The organism is Legionella nautarum, from assembly GCF_001467895.1.
Taxonomy (GTDB): domain Bacteria; phylum Pseudomonadota; class Gammaproteobacteria; order Legionellales; family Legionellaceae; genus Tatlockia; species Tatlockia nautarum.
The window spans coordinates 859,403-874,313 of record NZ_LNYO01000013.1 but is presented as its reverse complement, the minus strand read 5'-3'; the positions used below and the strand labels follow the sequence as shown (position 1 = coordinate 874,313).

The window sequence follows — 14,911 nt, the reverse complement described above, 5'->3', positions numbered from 1 at the left end:
CATGTCAGAACAAGTAGCTTTAAATCCATCTGAAATCAGTGAGTTAATTAGAAAAAAAATTGAACAGTTTTCTGTTGTTTCAGAAGCACGGAATGTAGGAACAATTGTTAGCTTAAAAGATGGTATCGTTCGTCTGCATGGCCTTGAAGATGCTATGCAAGGAGAAATGATTGAATTTCCAGGTGGTATCTATGGATTAGCTCTAAACTTAGAACGCGATTCTGTCGGTGCTGTAATTCTTGGGGATTATTCTAGTTTATCGGAAGGTCAACAAGGAAAATGCACGGGCCGTATACTTCAAGTGCCGGTTGGAAAAGCTTTATTAGGTCGAGTAGTTGATGCACTTGGTAATCCAATTGACGGTAAAGGACCCATCGAAGCAACTAAAACATCACCGATTGAAAAAGTTGCGCCTGGCGTAATTAGCCGTCAATCAGTTGATCAACCTGTTCAAACTGGTTTGAAAGCCGTAGATGCGATGATTCCTGTCGGCCGGGGCCAACGTGAGCTTATTATTGGCGACCGTCAAACTGGAAAAACCGCCATTGCAATTGATGCGATCATCAACCAAAAAGGCACTGGTGTAAAATGTATTTATGTCGCTATTGGCCAGAAAGCTTCTTCTGTTGCGGCTATTGTACGTAAATTAGAAGAAAGCGGAGCAATGGAACATACCATCGTGGTTGTTGCAGGTGCTTCCGATTCAGCTGCACTTCAGTTCATCGCTCCTTATTCTGGTTGCACCATGGGTGAATACTTCATGGAAAATGGCGAAGATGCATTGATCGTTTATGATGATTTGACTAAACAGGCTTGGGCATATCGTCAAATATCTCTGTTATTAAGACGTCCTCCTGGAAGAGAAGCCTATCCTGGTGATATTTTCTATTTGCACTCCCGTTTATTGGAGCGTGCAGCGCGAATTAATGCTGAAGAAGTTGAAAAATTAACAAAAGGCGAAGTAAAAGGTAAGACAGGTTCACTGACTGCCCTGCCAATTATTGAAACCCAGGCAGGCGACGTTTCTGCTTTCGTACCAACCAACGTAATCTCTATTACCGATGGTCAGATTTTCCTTGATGTCGATTTATTCAACTCAGGGGTGCGCCCAGCAATTAACTCAGGACTTTCAGTCTCTCGGGTCGGTGGTGCTGCGCAAACAAAAATTATGAAAAAACTGGGTGGTGGTACACGGCTAGCATTAGCGCAGTTCCGTGAGTTAGAGGCATTTTCTCAGTTTGCTTCAGACCTTGATGACGCAACTCGTAAGCAATTAGAGCGCGGACAACGAATCACTGAATTAATGAAGCAAAAGCAATACTCACCCCTCTCAGTTGCTGAAATGGCAATTTCACTTTTTGTTGTTGAAAAAGGTTATCTCGATGATATCCCTGTTAGTGAAGTAAGTGCGTTCGAACATGCTTTACATGGCTACATGCGCGCTTCACAGGCCGCTTTATTACAGAAAATTAATGAAGCAGGCGCCTATGACGGTGAGATTGAGTCACAAATTAAGGCTGCTGTGGAAGAGTTTAAACGCAGTGGGAGTTGGTAAGTTTAGAGTCATTTCTGCATAGGCAGATAATGGCTAATTGATTACGCAGACTGTGCTCACTACACAGTCTGTTAATTAAAGGCGAAGCAAGATATGGCTGGAGCGAAAGAGATCCGTTCAAAAATTGCGAGTATTAAAAACACGCAAAAAATTACTCGAGCAATGGAAATGGTTGCAGCAAGCAAAATGCGTAAAACGCAGGATAGAATGCGTGCATCAAAGCCTTATGCAACTAAAATATATAATGTTGTCAGACACATAGCTCGTGCAACATCCGAATATCGTCATCCTTTTATGGAAAATCGTGATATTAAGCGTATTGGGATAATTGTTGTCACTTCCGATCGGGGATTGTGTGGTGGTTTAAACTCAAACCTTTTGCGAGAAACGATTCGTGTCCTCCGCCAATGGCAACAGGAAGGAAAAGAAATTGACCTTTGTGTTATTGGCCGCAAAGGTCAGGCGTTTTTTAAACGTGTTGGCGGACGAGTCATTGCCTCAATTGATCAATTGGGGGATAAACCAGGTGTTAAAGATATAATTGGCGCTGTTAAAGTCATGCTGGACGCATTTTACAAAGGCGAAATTGATGCCCTGCATGTCGTTTACAATGAGTTTGTTAACACCATGACACAAAAGCCGACTGTCAAACAATTACTGCCTTTACCTAGAGCAGAAGAAGACAGAAAATCACTTGGGCATCATTGGGATTATATTTACGAACCTGATGCCAAAGAGTTGCTTGACGCTTTGTTGGAGCGCTATATCGAGTTACAGGTTTATCAGGCTGTAGTAGAAAATATTGCTTGTGAACAAGCGGCCAAAATGATTGCGATGAAAAGCGCAACTGACAACGCAGGTGATTTAATCAAAGAGTTTCAATTGGCTTATAACAAAGCCCGACAAGCTGCCATTACCCAAGAATTGGCTGAAATTGTCGGTGGTGCAGACGCTTTATAAGAGGGTATACGATGAGTGTAGGAACGGTAGTTGAAGTTATTGGTGCGGTGGTTGACGTAGAATTCCCCCGCGAAGGTGTTCCCAAAGTAAACGATGCTTTAAAGCTCGTTGAAGGTGATTTAGTTTTTGAAGTACAGCAGCAGCTAGGCGATGGTGTTGTGCGTACTATTGCAATGGGCTCTACAGACGGTTTAAAACGTGGCCTCAAAACAGAAAATACTGGTGAACCAATTCGTGTTCCTGTCGGTAAAAAGACTTTAGGACGAATTATGGATGTTCTAGGTCGTCCAGTTGATGATGCAGGTCCAATCGATGCAGAAGAACATTGGACAATTCATCGTCAAGCACCTAGCTATGAAGATCAAGCTGGCGGCCAAGAATTGCTTGAAACTGGAATTAAGGTAATTGACTTACTTTGTCCTTTTGCTAAAGGGGGTAAAGTGGGTCTCTTCGGTGGTGCCGGTGTGGGCAAAACCGTTAACATGATGGAATTAATCCGCAATATTGCTCATGAGCACAGTGGTTACTCTGTATTTGCTGGAGTCGGTGAGCGTACTCGTGAAGGTAACGATTTCTATCATGAGATGAAAGATTCTAATGTATTGGATAAAGTATCCCTGGTTTACGGACAGATGAATGAGCCACCAGGAAACCGTCTGCGTGTGGCTTTGACTGGTTTGACTATGGCAGAGAAATTCCGTGACGAAGGTCGTGATGTTCTGTTATTTATCGATAACATTTATCGTTATACCTTAGCAGGTGTTGAAGTATCTGCGTTGCTAGGCCGTATGCCTTCAGCAGTAGGTTACCAGCCAACATTGGCAGAGGAAATGGGTATGTTGCAAGAACGTATTACTTCTACCAAAACAGGTTCTATTACCTCTATTCAAGCAGTTTATGTTCCAGCGGATGACTTAACAGACCCATCTCCTGCAACAACCTTTGCTCACTTGGATGCTACAGTGGTACTGTCACGTCAAATTGCAGAGTTAGGTATTTACCCTGCAGTAGATCCTTTGGATTCTACTTCACGCCAATTGGATCCTTTAATCGTCGGTCAAGAGCATTACGACACAGCCCGTCGTGTTCAGCAGACCTTACAACGCTATAAAGAATTAAAAGATATTATTGCTATTCTTGGTATGGATGAATTGTCTGAGGAAGATAAGCGTGTTGTTTCCCGCGCACGTAAAATCCAACGTTTTCTTTCGCAGCCATTTTTCGTTGCTGAAGTGTTCACAGGTTCACCAGGTAAATACGTATCATTGAAGGATACGATTAAAGGATTCCAAGGAATTCTTGCTGGTGAATATGATGACTTACCTGAGCAAGCATTTTACATGGTTGGTAGCATCGAGGAAGCTGTTGCTAAAGCTAAAACCTTATGAGGCAAACAGACATGGCAATAACAACGCACTTAGACATCGTCAGTGCAGAACAGGAAATATTCTCTGGCGTCGTAGAAATGGTAGTAGCAACTGGCGAGATGGGAGAGATTGGGGTTTCCCCAGGTCACGCTCCCTTGCTGACAGTGCTTAAACCAGGAGAAATCCGCGTCACTTTGCAAGGTGGTAAGCAAGAAGTTTACTATGTTTCTGGTGGAATGCTGGAGGTGCAACCTTACTATGTTACTGTTTTGGCTGATGCGATAGAGCGAGCAGAAGATCTAGATGAGGCTGTTGCTCTAGCAGCTAAAGCTCGCGCAGAAGAAGCAATAGCTAATAAAAATACGGAATTGGATTATTCGATGGCAGCCGCTGAGTTAGCCCGTGCAGCTGCTCAAATCCGTGCTATCAAGAAAGTTAGACACAATCTTAAGTAATCTACCACCAATCTGCCGCAGACAAAGCGCGGCAGATAGGAAATGATGAATTAAAAATATCACTTTTAATTCATCAATGCTTTTTTTGATCTCATACGTCAATCTCGTGCCTCATACCATTCTGAGTTGCGGAGCTGAGCTATTACCTGAGCTCTCGCTAATGTATATATTCCTATGTTACATTAACCACGGGCTTAGTATTTTCATTTTTATAATGAGTTAAGTAAGTTATTCAACTGTCGATCCACAAGGTTATCCACAGGAAAACCTGGTATGAAAAAATTAATTCGACAAAATTTTGATATTTATCAAAGAGATATAAAGCTAACTGTTCTTATTTTGAAAGAACTTACAAAGTTATTCACAGTTTGAGACAGTTATTATTAGCGACCTTTATAATTGATGCTAAAATAGCATCGGAATAACCATAATTTCTGTGAATTGAAATTTGAAATGAATCTTATGAATGATGCGATAGAGCGTAAAGCGCTAACCGAGTTTACCGAAAAGGCTTATCTTGATTATTCAATGTATGTAATCCTTGATAGGGCACTTCCTCATATTGCTGATGGCTTAAAACCTGTGCAAAGACGTATTGTCTATGCAATGTCGGAATTAGGGCTTAAAGCGACAGCTAAATACAAAAAATCAGCCCGCACAGTGGGGGATGTTTTAGGTAAATTCCATCCGCATGGCGATACGGCCTGCTATGAAGCCATGGTTTTAATGGCACAACCTTTTTCTTACCGTTATCCTTTTGTCGATGGGCAAGGAAACTGGGGATCTGCGGATGATCCAAAGTCCTTCGCCGCAATGCGCTATACTGAAGCACGTTTATCCGCTTACGCTGAATTATTATTATCAGAGTTACAACAAGGTACAGTGGATTGGGTCGATAATTTTGACGGTACTTTGCAGGAACCAGCACTCCTCCCTGCGCGTTTACCCAATGTTTTATTGAATGGAGCAACTGGCATTGCCGTGGGTATGTCTTCAGATATTTTGCCCCATAATTTAACGGAGGTAGCCAATGCCTGTATTCTTTTGTTGGATAATCCAAAAGCAACTTTAGAAGACGTTTGTAGTCATATTCAGGGTCCTGATTTTCCCACCGAAGCAGAAATTATTACGCCAAATCAAGCGATTAAAAGCATGTATGAGTCAGGTAACGGCTCGATAAAAATGCGTGCAATTTATCTGCAGGAAAAGCATGATATCGTGATCACGGCCCTGCCTTACCAGGTTTCAGGCGCTAAAGTAGTTGAACAAATTGCTGCACAGATGCAGCAAAAAAAATTACCTATGATTGAAGATTTGCGTGATGAATCCGATCACGAACACCCCACTCGCCTAGTGATTTCACCGAAATCTAATCGTGTTGACGTTGAAGGACTGATGTCACATCTATTTGCTACGACCGATTTAGAGCGAAGTTACCGTGTCAATTTCAATATGATAGGTTTAGATGGCAAGCCGCGCGTCAAATCGTTACTCACTGTTTTAAAAGAATGGCTAACTTATCGCCTGGCAACAGTGAAAAGGCGTTTAGAATACCGACTTGATAAAGTACTGGATCGTATTCACGTATTGGAAGGTTTAATTATCGCCTATCTCAATATTGATGAAGTGATTGCCATTATTCGCGAACATGATAATCCCAAACAAGGTTTAATGGAGCGCTTTCAACTCAGTGATAGGCAGGCTGAAGCCATTTTAGAAATGAAATTGCGTCATCTAGCCAAATTAGAAGAAATTAAGCTGCGAGGCGAATTAGATGAGTTGAGTAAGGAGCGCGATCGCCTACAAGCAATTTTAGCCAGTGAAAAACGGTTAAAATCCTTAGTCAAAGATGAAATTATTGCAGATAGAGATCAGTTCGGGGATGTTAGACGCTCCCCTCTAATCGAGCGCCAAGATTCTCAGGCTCTAAAAGAAGAGGATATTTTACCTAACGAACCCATTACTGTTGTACTCTCGCAAAAAGGTTGGATTCGCGCTGCAAAGGGCTATGACATTGATGGTCGTGAATTGAGTTATAAATCAGGCGATGAATTTAAAGCCCAAACCAATGCGCGTAGTAATCAGCAGGTGATCTTCTTTGATAGTGAAGGAAAGGTTTATACTCTACCCGGTCACGTACTTCCCTCTGCACGCGGGCAAGGCGAACCTTTAACTGGTAAATTAAATCCTGCCGACGGTATGTCTTTTGAGGGCCTTATTTCCGGAGATGCTGAGGATTGGGTGCTATTAGCTAGCGATGCGGGTTATGGTTTTATTAGCAAACTACAAGATTTATATGTGAAAAATCGCAATGGTAAAGCCTGTATTAAATTGCCTGAAAATAGTCGCGTTATGCCTCCTCGTTTAATTGCTAATAAGGAGTCACAACTGGTTGCAGCTGTAACAAGCGCTGGTCGTTTGCTTATTTTTCCTATCAAGGAATTACCTGAGCTATCTCGCGGTAAGGGAAACAAATTAATTAATATCTCTTCTGCAAAAGCGGAGCAACGCGAAGAATTAGTCATTGATTTGCAAGTCCTCCACCCTGAAGATGCATTAACGGTTCATGCAGGAAAGCGCCATTTTACTTTGAAAGCTGCAGATCTTAATTTTTATCTGGGAGAACGAGGCCGCCGTGGTAATCGCTTACCACGTGGTTTGCAAAATGCAACGGCTTTGCAGGTCTCTGCAAGCTCAAAGGTTTCACATGAAACCTAGAGTTAACTAAAAACCAACATCAAAATTTAAAAGGTTCCCAGTATGTTGTTGCGAGATCCTCAGGCTGAAAAAGATAAAAACTTAATACAACTTCCATCTATTCATTTCCTGAAGATATCAGCTCGGGATTGACGTATAAGGGTAAGCTAAGTGTTACAATAGCTGGTGCCCAGTAGTTAGGAGGAGCTGATAATGCCCCATTTAATCCAAGGTAATGCAAAAACTGTTTTTCCTGCTTTTAGACGTGCGCAATACGTTGCTCCTGGTACAGATAAAAAGCAAGTTGACCTCGATAAGCTGCGTTCTCGTTTTTTTGGTACCCTCGAACAATATCTCGCCTTCCAAGAGAGATGGCAAGATGAAAAACAAAGCCCCCCAAACAACTATGCGCAGGGTAATAGGACTGCTGGCAATTTATTTTTGCTTTTTACTTCGAAGACGGTGCCTTCTATGCCTCTCCCTTTTTTAAAGGAAGATGAGGTCGAAGTGCAAGCTATTCTTCATTTTAAGAAAATCTGCTTTGGCTATCTTGATCAAGATAACCATCTGCGCGGACTCTCTCTTTTTTATCGAAAAGATGAGCCAAGCAAATGGATTATTGGGCTTTCGAAAAATCCTAATTTACCGCCGGAGCAAGTAGAACTTAAGGTTTTAACTTCATTTGACCCAGAACCATTTTGTAGGTTTCCCTGTGATATCAGTGCAGTATCTATAGATAATAACGGACTAATTGACGACATAGCATCACCGGTTCTCGAAAAATTTCTCAGACAAATATTAACCCCTACTGGAGAGATCAATCCCGCTGCAGGTCTTATTAATTTATTTTTACCCTATGACCACTCTGAAGATAGTGAGAAATTACTAGAACTCTTCGACGCAAGAATGCCTGAGATTTTAGAGAGCAAACTTTTAAATTTACTGAATGGCTTTGAACAAAAGCTTAGCTCACAGCAAGTGCAAAAATGTTTAGATTCAAGCTCTGATCTCTATACAAGGCTCAGTGCATTAGAAGTTGGTAATAGAATATTAGCTACTCATCAAATAGAACTCCTGCTGGCTTTTGAACGCTATGGTCTGAGTGCTGAAAGGCAGGATCTTATTCTGGCTGATCAGTTTTTAGTTGAGAAGTTATATCGGTTAATTCCTGGTAAACATGACGAGCTGTTGTCGGAGTATTTAGCGGATGCACAGAAAACCCTTAGCCTGCGTTTTATTATTCAAAATAATTATCACGAGACTTTATTAGAGCAAATCAAGGGAACAAAAGATTGTTGGTTGAAATTTGAACATATTATTGCTTATGATTGGCAATTTCCCAAGGATAATTTTCGCCATACTCTAATGTGCAGATTGTTATTAACTCATTCAACTATTTCTGAGCCTACTCTTTTGCAATTATATGAGACTTTGGGAGACTCAAAGATTGTTCAAGTCCTCGAACGAGTTTTTGATCCACTGATCCTAGCAGATTATTTGGTACAGGATAAGAAAGAAAATCAATACAATGAGTGCTTACTCGGACTATCTGCTTTTTTTAATCATATTTTACAAAAATATGAGCAAACAGCGGAGCTTACGGGTAAAGCCCTGTCGAAAGAGCTCTTGTCGACCTTAGCAAATTGGTTCTTAGAAGGCAAAGATCGGGTATTGTTAGAATCGCTTTATTACTGCAGCTCTGCGGAACAATTAAATGCAGCTCTCATTCTAAACGAACTTGGTTTTAAGCATTTACTCTTAGCTAGTTATTTAGTAAACCCTGCTGTGGTCTCTGCTGTTAATTTGTTGGCAAGTTGCCAGTTAGAATCGGCTCTTAGAGATCTACTTAGAGAAGAAATTTCATTAGTGGCTTTCAGCGAAATTCATCGGCTAAACAATAGGGAATGGAAACAAGCATGTCTTATATTATTCAGTCAGGGTCAGCTTAGTCCAGTTGAATTTAGTCAGTTGATTGAAGCTTTTAAGATTTATCCAAATCTAGCCTCACAAATTGTTAAAGCACAGGAGAAAAAATTCTTGCCAGAGCAGATAAAAGAGCTGGCTTTTACTCCAGATTTACACCAAACAGCCAGCCTTCTAGCCAGTAGTAATATTGAGTTCAGTTTCGAGCAATTAGAGCAGCCTTTTACCCGTCAATTAATCATGTCGGTAGTCCATTTAGTGAGAGGCAAAAAATTAGATGAGGTAGTTCAAGACTATTTAGAGGCCATATTACCGATTGTTGTACAGTTTATTAACCATGAAATCACTTGGAAAGAAGTTCAAAGTCAGTTAAAAGAAGAGAATGCCAGATTAATATATAAAAGACTGCAGCTCTCGGAGCTTGACAGGGAGTTATCTAAGTTATTTTCAGGGCAGCTGCAAGTCTTTGCGTTGGCAACACGATGCGAAATTCCCCCTGCGCAGCAACTTAGCAAAACAAAAAATATTGCTAAAGAGTTAGCCCGAGCCTTGGATTTACTGACCTCTAAACTGACTGAGGAGAGAGAATCCCCCCTAAGTGAAGAGCAGGAAAATAAGTTATTCAAAGAGGTCATTACTAGTTTTACAGCACTAGAAGCTTGCGACCATGTGTCAGCCGAGTTAACGTCTGCTGCTATCGAAACCTTTGCGAGTGTTCATTTGCAAGGCTCGACAAATCTTCCTTTTAGCCTATTGTTAGGGAATCTATCCCTTGCTAGAGCAGTTCTGGTACTACAGCAACAGGGGCTACCTGTTGATGATTTGCTACTTCATTTTGCTGAACCGTTGCAAACTAGAGCGGCAGCAGCTCTGGTTAAACTGGAGCAAATTGCCCCGGAGGAGAGTCAGTCTGCTTTCCGATTAGCTATACAGGATAATACAGAGGGTCATGATTTTCGTCTTTTATTGGCAAGGATAACTACTAAAAATAAGCTCCCGCCTTATCTAGTCGAACTATTACAAACTGGAATCAGCAATCGGAGAATAAGTGCTGACTATGACAACATCGGCAAAAATATAGAAAATGCTCGCCTTAGAACACAAGCTTATAATTTGGATGAGTCTTTAATTCTGATCAATCGTCTACGTGCACTCGACTTTGATGATCTGTTTATTGAGTATGTAGTTAGAAATGATGAAAAAAGCAGACAGCTCTATCGAGCAATCCTGCGAGTTGAAGAGGAGTGCCAAACGATAAGGGCTAGGTTAAAAAAAGAAGCAAAAATAGATGAGAGTGCAGATGATAAATATGAGCATTTACTCCGCTCTGAACATCTTTATCGTAAGGATTTATACCAGACAATTTATGACGCTTTGAATGCACCTAAAGAGATGCCTACTGAACAAAAACTAGAGAAACTAACTGCCGGAATTAGTCGCGCGGAAAATTATATAAAAGAGGTTGTTGAAATAGACCGACATCCTGAACTTAGGGTGGCAATGGCAATTATCGCCAATATACTTACTCTTGTGCTTACCGCTTCGATTGCTAATTTTGTACACCAAAAGAATACAGGTGATTTTCTATTTTTCTACCGGCCTGCTTCGAGTGAAGCATTCAACACGCTAGGTAAGCAGTTGAATCAGGAGGTTTCCACCATAATCACAGCAGCACCGAGTGCATGATGAAGCGGAGTAGTTTAGCCTTAGTATTAGCGCTTATTTTTCTTGAATGGCTTGATTTTAGCCTTTATCTTTATTTAGCAAAATCAGTGTTTGCGGATGATTTTTTCCCGCCTTCTTCTTATAGCTTAATGCTAAGTTTTGCCCTATTTGCAGCAGCTTATTTTGCTCGACCAGTAGGCGGGTGGTTTTTTGGTCGCAAAGCGGATCTCAGCGGCCGACGCAATCCGATGGTTTTTTCTGCTGCTCTAATGGGATTTGCCACCTTAGGTATTTGTTTATTGCCCACTTATGCACAAATTGGTTTGCTTGCTCCCTGGGGATTACTTGGTTTACGAATTGCTCAAGGTCTCGCTTTAGGAGGAGAAATTAATACTTCTGCCATGTTTTTGGTAGAGCATCATCCAAAGAGACCATTAATGGCTGGTAGTTTGGTGGCTGCAAGTGGTGCCTTAGGCATGTTTTTTGGGGCTTCACTAGCTACCCTTTTACAATACCTAAATATCCTGTGGGCCTGGCGGTTGATTTTTGCAGTAGTTGCTATGGTATCACTAGGAGTCTGTCGTTTACGGAAGCGCCTGCGCGAATCCCCGGAGTTCCAAAAAGAGAATAGGTCTATTCGAACGATTTGGCGAGCTCATTGGCGCGGTTTGTTGAATATTGCAATTCTCGGCGCTTTTGTAAGTGTGATGGTTTATATCTGCAATGTGTTTTGGGTATCATTTGCCATTGATAAGCAATTATGGACTAAAACACAATGTGCTTGGCTTGGTTCGCTAGCACAATTACTCTCTGCATTATTCGCTATCCCTATCGCTTATTTTTCACAGCCCTCTCAGGTTTACCGTTTAATGCAGGCTAGCATGGTTGTTATTAGTCTAGCTGCTCCTTGCCTTTTTTTCTTTACGACGGTTTATCTTTCTCAAGCTGTTTTGCTGTCCGTGTTAGGCTATGCCTTAGGCAATGCTTTAGCTTGTTCAGTGCTGTATTATTTGCTGTATTTGCAATTACCTGCTCAATATCGCTGTCAAGGCGTATCAACGGTTTGGGCTCTAGCGGCTAGCCTCGGTGCTGTCAGTCTTCCCCTTGCAGAACAAGCTGTCAAATTAGGCGCGAATTGGCTACCCGGTGTTTTAGTGAGTACGGTAGCGATTTTAAGCCTGCTCTTTTTCAGATCTAAACAACGCTCGTCCAAAAATAGTTTAACTGTAGAAGCAATAACCAATTAAGAGCTTACCAAACTATCAATTCTGATTAGTGAATTTACAATTTATTTCATGAAAATGCAGTTTAGCTTTTATTAATACTATTGAACTGTTCTCTCATTTCTGATTAATATGAATTATTCAAGGATTCAGAATTAGGAAAGAGCCATGTCTCTGCCATTGAAGGCACTTTATATTAGCCAGTTACAATACCTCGAAGGGCAAGTAGTTACTCCCTCAGGCCATGAAGTTAAAATGGTTCGCTTATTTGATGCTGATGGTCAAGAACAGGTTGGGTATTTTAAGCCTATCGCTGACGATTATCCCCCTCTATTAGCTAAATACTCTGTCGCTGCAAGTGTTGCCCTGCGCCTTTCTCTAGCAGATAGAGCTGCTGAAGAGAGGCTCGTTTTTGATGAGACGGGAAAGAAAATCCTGGGAACACTCTCTTTTAAATTACCTGATTATAAGCCCTTATTAAGTGCGGGTAAAAATATTCCTACCGATCCCAAAGAAAGAGAACTGGTTTGCCCCTCTAAAGAAACGCTTATTCAATACAATGTCGCTGAACTATTAGTCGCAGCCTGGCGTTATAAATGTGACGACCGTCATCCTGATAATTTTAGCCTTTTCGGCTTACTTGATTGGGATATGATCCTCTACCACATTACCCATATTATGAAAGGTGGGCGGTATATTGACGGTATTCTTAAACCCATACCTAAAAAGGGGATGAGTTTAAAAGCGGAGGAATTAGATAATTTTCCTAATGTGCTTAATAGAACCCATTGGCCGGCCAATACTATACCTGGGAATTTTAATTATTATAAGCATCATCAGGCGGCTGAGGCATTTCAATCTCTAGCAGGATCAGTTGAATTCCAGGAGCAAATGTTTGAAGCTTTGTTAAAAGAATTACTAAGTTTTGATCCGGAGATGTTGCGTGTACGCCTTAAAGAATATCTAGGTGATTTACCCCTCGATTATAGTTCCCTTCCTTCAGGACCTGATTACGAGCGAGAGTATCCTCTCTTATTTAATAGCGAAACCGACAAAAAATCATTTGTTGATCATATGGTTACAGTTTTTCAGAATGAATATGATGAATTTCGTTCGCAAGTAGTTTATTACCAGGGTTGTGAAGAAAATGAATATGGCATTCCGGTGTCTGGATTTGCCAAATTTTTACGTAATAAGCCTTCGGCCTATAAAAAAATACAGGAATGGGCTGCTAATCAGAATCAAAAAATGGAGGCTCGGGAGCTAGAAAAAACAGCAAAGGAGGATTTGCAAAAAGCTAAGGAACCCCCTGTCTCACAACCTATTCTCAATGCTTATGATGTTGCTCCAGAAGGTCATTATGACTTGGAGCGGATGAAAAATAATTACCATAAATTTTGGCGAGATTCACATGTTCCCATTTTGAGCTCAGTTATAGAAGAAGCGAAAATTCTAGCTAATCAGGTGGCGAATGAGCTGAGAACTGTGCCCATTCCTATGCCTAAAAAAAAGCGTTTGGAGGGAGAAGATCAAGAGCTAGCAAAAGCCTGGATGCTTTTAGGCGAACCTGAAAAAATTAATGAATCAGAGCAAATTGATTGTCACCCCGAGCATAATTTATTGCGAGCCTTAATTAGGTTCGAGCAATTTTTTGAACGGTTTCATATCCTTTTCAGTGATTATAAAAACTTGGATCTAGGGGATTTGACTGTAGAAAAAAATAATATCTTTCTCGAAGGGATGATCAAACTAATACAGAATTGTGAAAAAGATCTTGATTTCATATTGGGTAATAAGGAACTGAATGTTTGGTCGGGTCAATTTACTAAATTTTTTGAGGGCTTACAGTGCATTTATGGCGGATTAAATCTGCAACGACATTTATCCTTAGAAGATCAATCGCTTAATGCAGAAGTGCAACATGATTATCCTGCTTTATTAAAACGCAAACATACTGAAGACGAAGTAGTAAATTCTTGTTTAACTGCTTTATTTAATTGGGTATCGAAGCTTCCTGCAGGTCAATTTGACAAGTATATTAAAGAAATCATTGAGCAAGATTATCAACCCAGTTTCTATAATGTGACTGCTAATCGTGGGCGTAAAAACCCCGTGTTAGATTATTTACAAGAATCGGCGAATGAAAATTCTGCCGACCGTTTGGCAACTATTTTAAGTGTAAGTGGTCTTAAATCCAACTCCTTAAACACGCAATTGATTGCCCATTTAATTCCAAAAATGCTCGCGGATACAGAGCAAATTGATGTGAATTTATTGAGTGTTCGTACCGCCTTTAATAAGGATGAGTTTGATAAACTTTTTTATGTTCAAAAAGCAAGAGAATTTGTTTTAACTGACGAACGATTTGCCCATATTTATGCAAAAAGGAATATCTTTCTATTGCAGGATTATATGTATGAATGGGTAGCTAACATGCCTAGGGCAGAATTCCAAGAAATGGTTTTAAAGGCAGTAACTGCTTATGAGGGACCTTGGTGGAATATTTTAATGAATCGCGTAAGGGGCGAAACTGTCCGAGACTATTTTGATGAGGCCAAAAATCCAGGACTTTCTAACGAAAGAATTCTAGCTTTCATTTTTGCTGAAGGTGGAATTACTTCAACGTCTTTAAACCCGCTATTATTTAAGACTATTTTGGATGCGATGAAAAAAGACATAAAGCAAAAAAGAAGCGAGAAAGATGAAAACCCCGATACAGGGGATATCCAGAGCCAAGAAATTGCAAAAGGAGTTAAAAAAACAATGCTAAAGTTAACGCAGGATCTTGTTTTGCAAGCAGAAATTAGCGAATCCCATCCTTGTCCACTTCTTGCCTCTTTAGAACCTTATGCTAAAGAAAAATCCTATACTTTACCCGCCCTTAAAAAGGAAGAAAGAGAGCTAGACTCAGATTTTGTGTTCGTAGCTAACTCTGAAACAGAACAGCCTGCATTCTGAAGAATCAAAGCATTTTCTTCGTGAGAATGCTTTTTCGCCAGCTCTGATTTTACTATAATTGACGGCCTGCTATTCTTAAAATGACAAGCCCAGTCTTTTCAAGGTATT

At 40.7% G+C, this 14,911-nt stretch carries 8 protein-coding genes; all 8 read left to right on the top strand.

Annotation, left to right across the window (positions count from 1 at the left end; translation table 11 throughout):
• Nucleotide 1: 1 nt before the first annotated feature.
• The 8 genes from atpA to Lnau_RS07165 all read left to right on the top strand — a co-directional run bounded on the left by atpA (nt 2) and on the right by Lnau_RS07165 (nt 14,803).
• Nucleotides 2–1,555, top strand: coding sequence for a F0F1 ATP synthase subunit alpha (atpA, locus tag Lnau_RS07200; protein WP_058504447.1), 1,554 nt, complete (start codon nt 2–4; stop codon nt 1,553–1,555).
• 93 nt (nt 1,556–1,648) lie between these two features.
• Nucleotides 1,649–2,515: a F0F1 ATP synthase subunit gamma gene (atpG, locus tag Lnau_RS07195; RefSeq protein ID WP_058504446.1), complete on the top strand. Its 867-nt coding sequence runs from the start codon at nt 1,649–1,651 to the stop codon at nt 2,513–2,515.
• An 11-nt stretch (nt 2,516–2,526) separates the two neighbouring features.
• Nucleotides 2,527–3,903: a F0F1 ATP synthase subunit beta gene (atpD, locus tag Lnau_RS07190; RefSeq protein WP_058504445.1), complete on the top strand. Its 1,377-nt coding sequence runs from the start codon at nt 2,527–2,529 to the stop codon at nt 3,901–3,903.
• An 11-nt stretch (nt 3,904–3,914) separates the two neighbouring features.
• A complete protein-coding gene (locus Lnau_RS07185) occupies nt 3,915–4,337 on the top strand; it encodes a F0F1 ATP synthase subunit epsilon (protein ID WP_058504846.1) in 423 nt (140 codons plus the stop codon).
• Between the two features lie 462 nt (nt 4,338–4,799).
• Nucleotides 4,800–7,055 (top strand): DNA topoisomerase IV subunit A, encoded by a 2,256-nt coding sequence (gene parC, locus Lnau_RS07180; protein ID WP_058504845.1) that lies wholly within the window; start codon nt 4,800–4,802, stop codon nt 7,053–7,055.
• A 192-nt stretch (nt 7,056–7,247) separates the two neighbouring features.
• Entirely contained in the window at nt 7,248–10,643 is a 3,396-nt protein-coding gene (locus Lnau_RS07175; protein ID WP_058504444.1) for a hypothetical protein, read from the top strand.
• Complete coding sequence (locus Lnau_RS07170) at nt 10,640–11,869, top strand: MFS transporter (RefSeq protein WP_058504443.1); 1,230 nt, start codon at nt 10,640–10,642, stop codon at nt 11,867–11,869. Before Lnau_RS07175 ends, Lnau_RS07170 begins: the two co-directional genes overlap by 4 nt.
• 144 nt (nt 11,870–12,013) lie before the next feature.
• Nucleotides 12,014–14,803 (top strand): hypothetical protein, encoded by a 2,790-nt coding sequence (locus Lnau_RS07165; RefSeq protein ID WP_058504442.1) that lies wholly within the window; start codon nt 12,014–12,016, stop codon nt 14,801–14,803.
• Nucleotides 14,804–14,911: the final 108 nt, after the last annotated feature.

Bases quoted from the DNA above. Each gene is read 5' to 3' on its own strand.
- atpA (WP_058504447.1), top strand. From the start codon at position 2: ATGTCAGAACAAGTAGCTTTAAATCCATCTGAAATCAGTGAGTTAATT.
- atpG (WP_058504446.1), top strand. From the start codon at position 1,649: ATGGCTGGAGCGAAAGAGATCCGTTCAAAAATTGCGAGTATTAAAAAC.
- atpD (WP_058504445.1), top strand. From the start codon at position 2,527: ATGAGTGTAGGAACGGTAGTTGAAGTTATTGGTGCGGTGGTTGACGTA.
- Lnau_RS07185 (WP_058504846.1), top strand. From the start codon at position 3,915: ATGGCAATAACAACGCACTTAGACATCGTCAGTGCAGAACAGGAAATA.
- parC (WP_058504845.1), top strand. From the start codon at position 4,800: ATGAATGATGCGATAGAGCGTAAAGCGCTAACCGAGTTTACCGAAAAG.
- Lnau_RS07175 (WP_058504444.1), top strand. From the start codon at position 7,248: ATGCCCCATTTAATCCAAGGTAATGCAAAAACTGTTTTTCCTGCTTTT.
- Lnau_RS07170 (WP_058504443.1), top strand. From the start codon at position 10,640: ATGATGAAGCGGAGTAGTTTAGCCTTAGTATTAGCGCTTATTTTTCTT.
- Lnau_RS07165 (WP_058504442.1), top strand. From the start codon at position 12,014: ATGTCTCTGCCATTGAAGGCACTTTATATTAGCCAGTTACAATACCTC.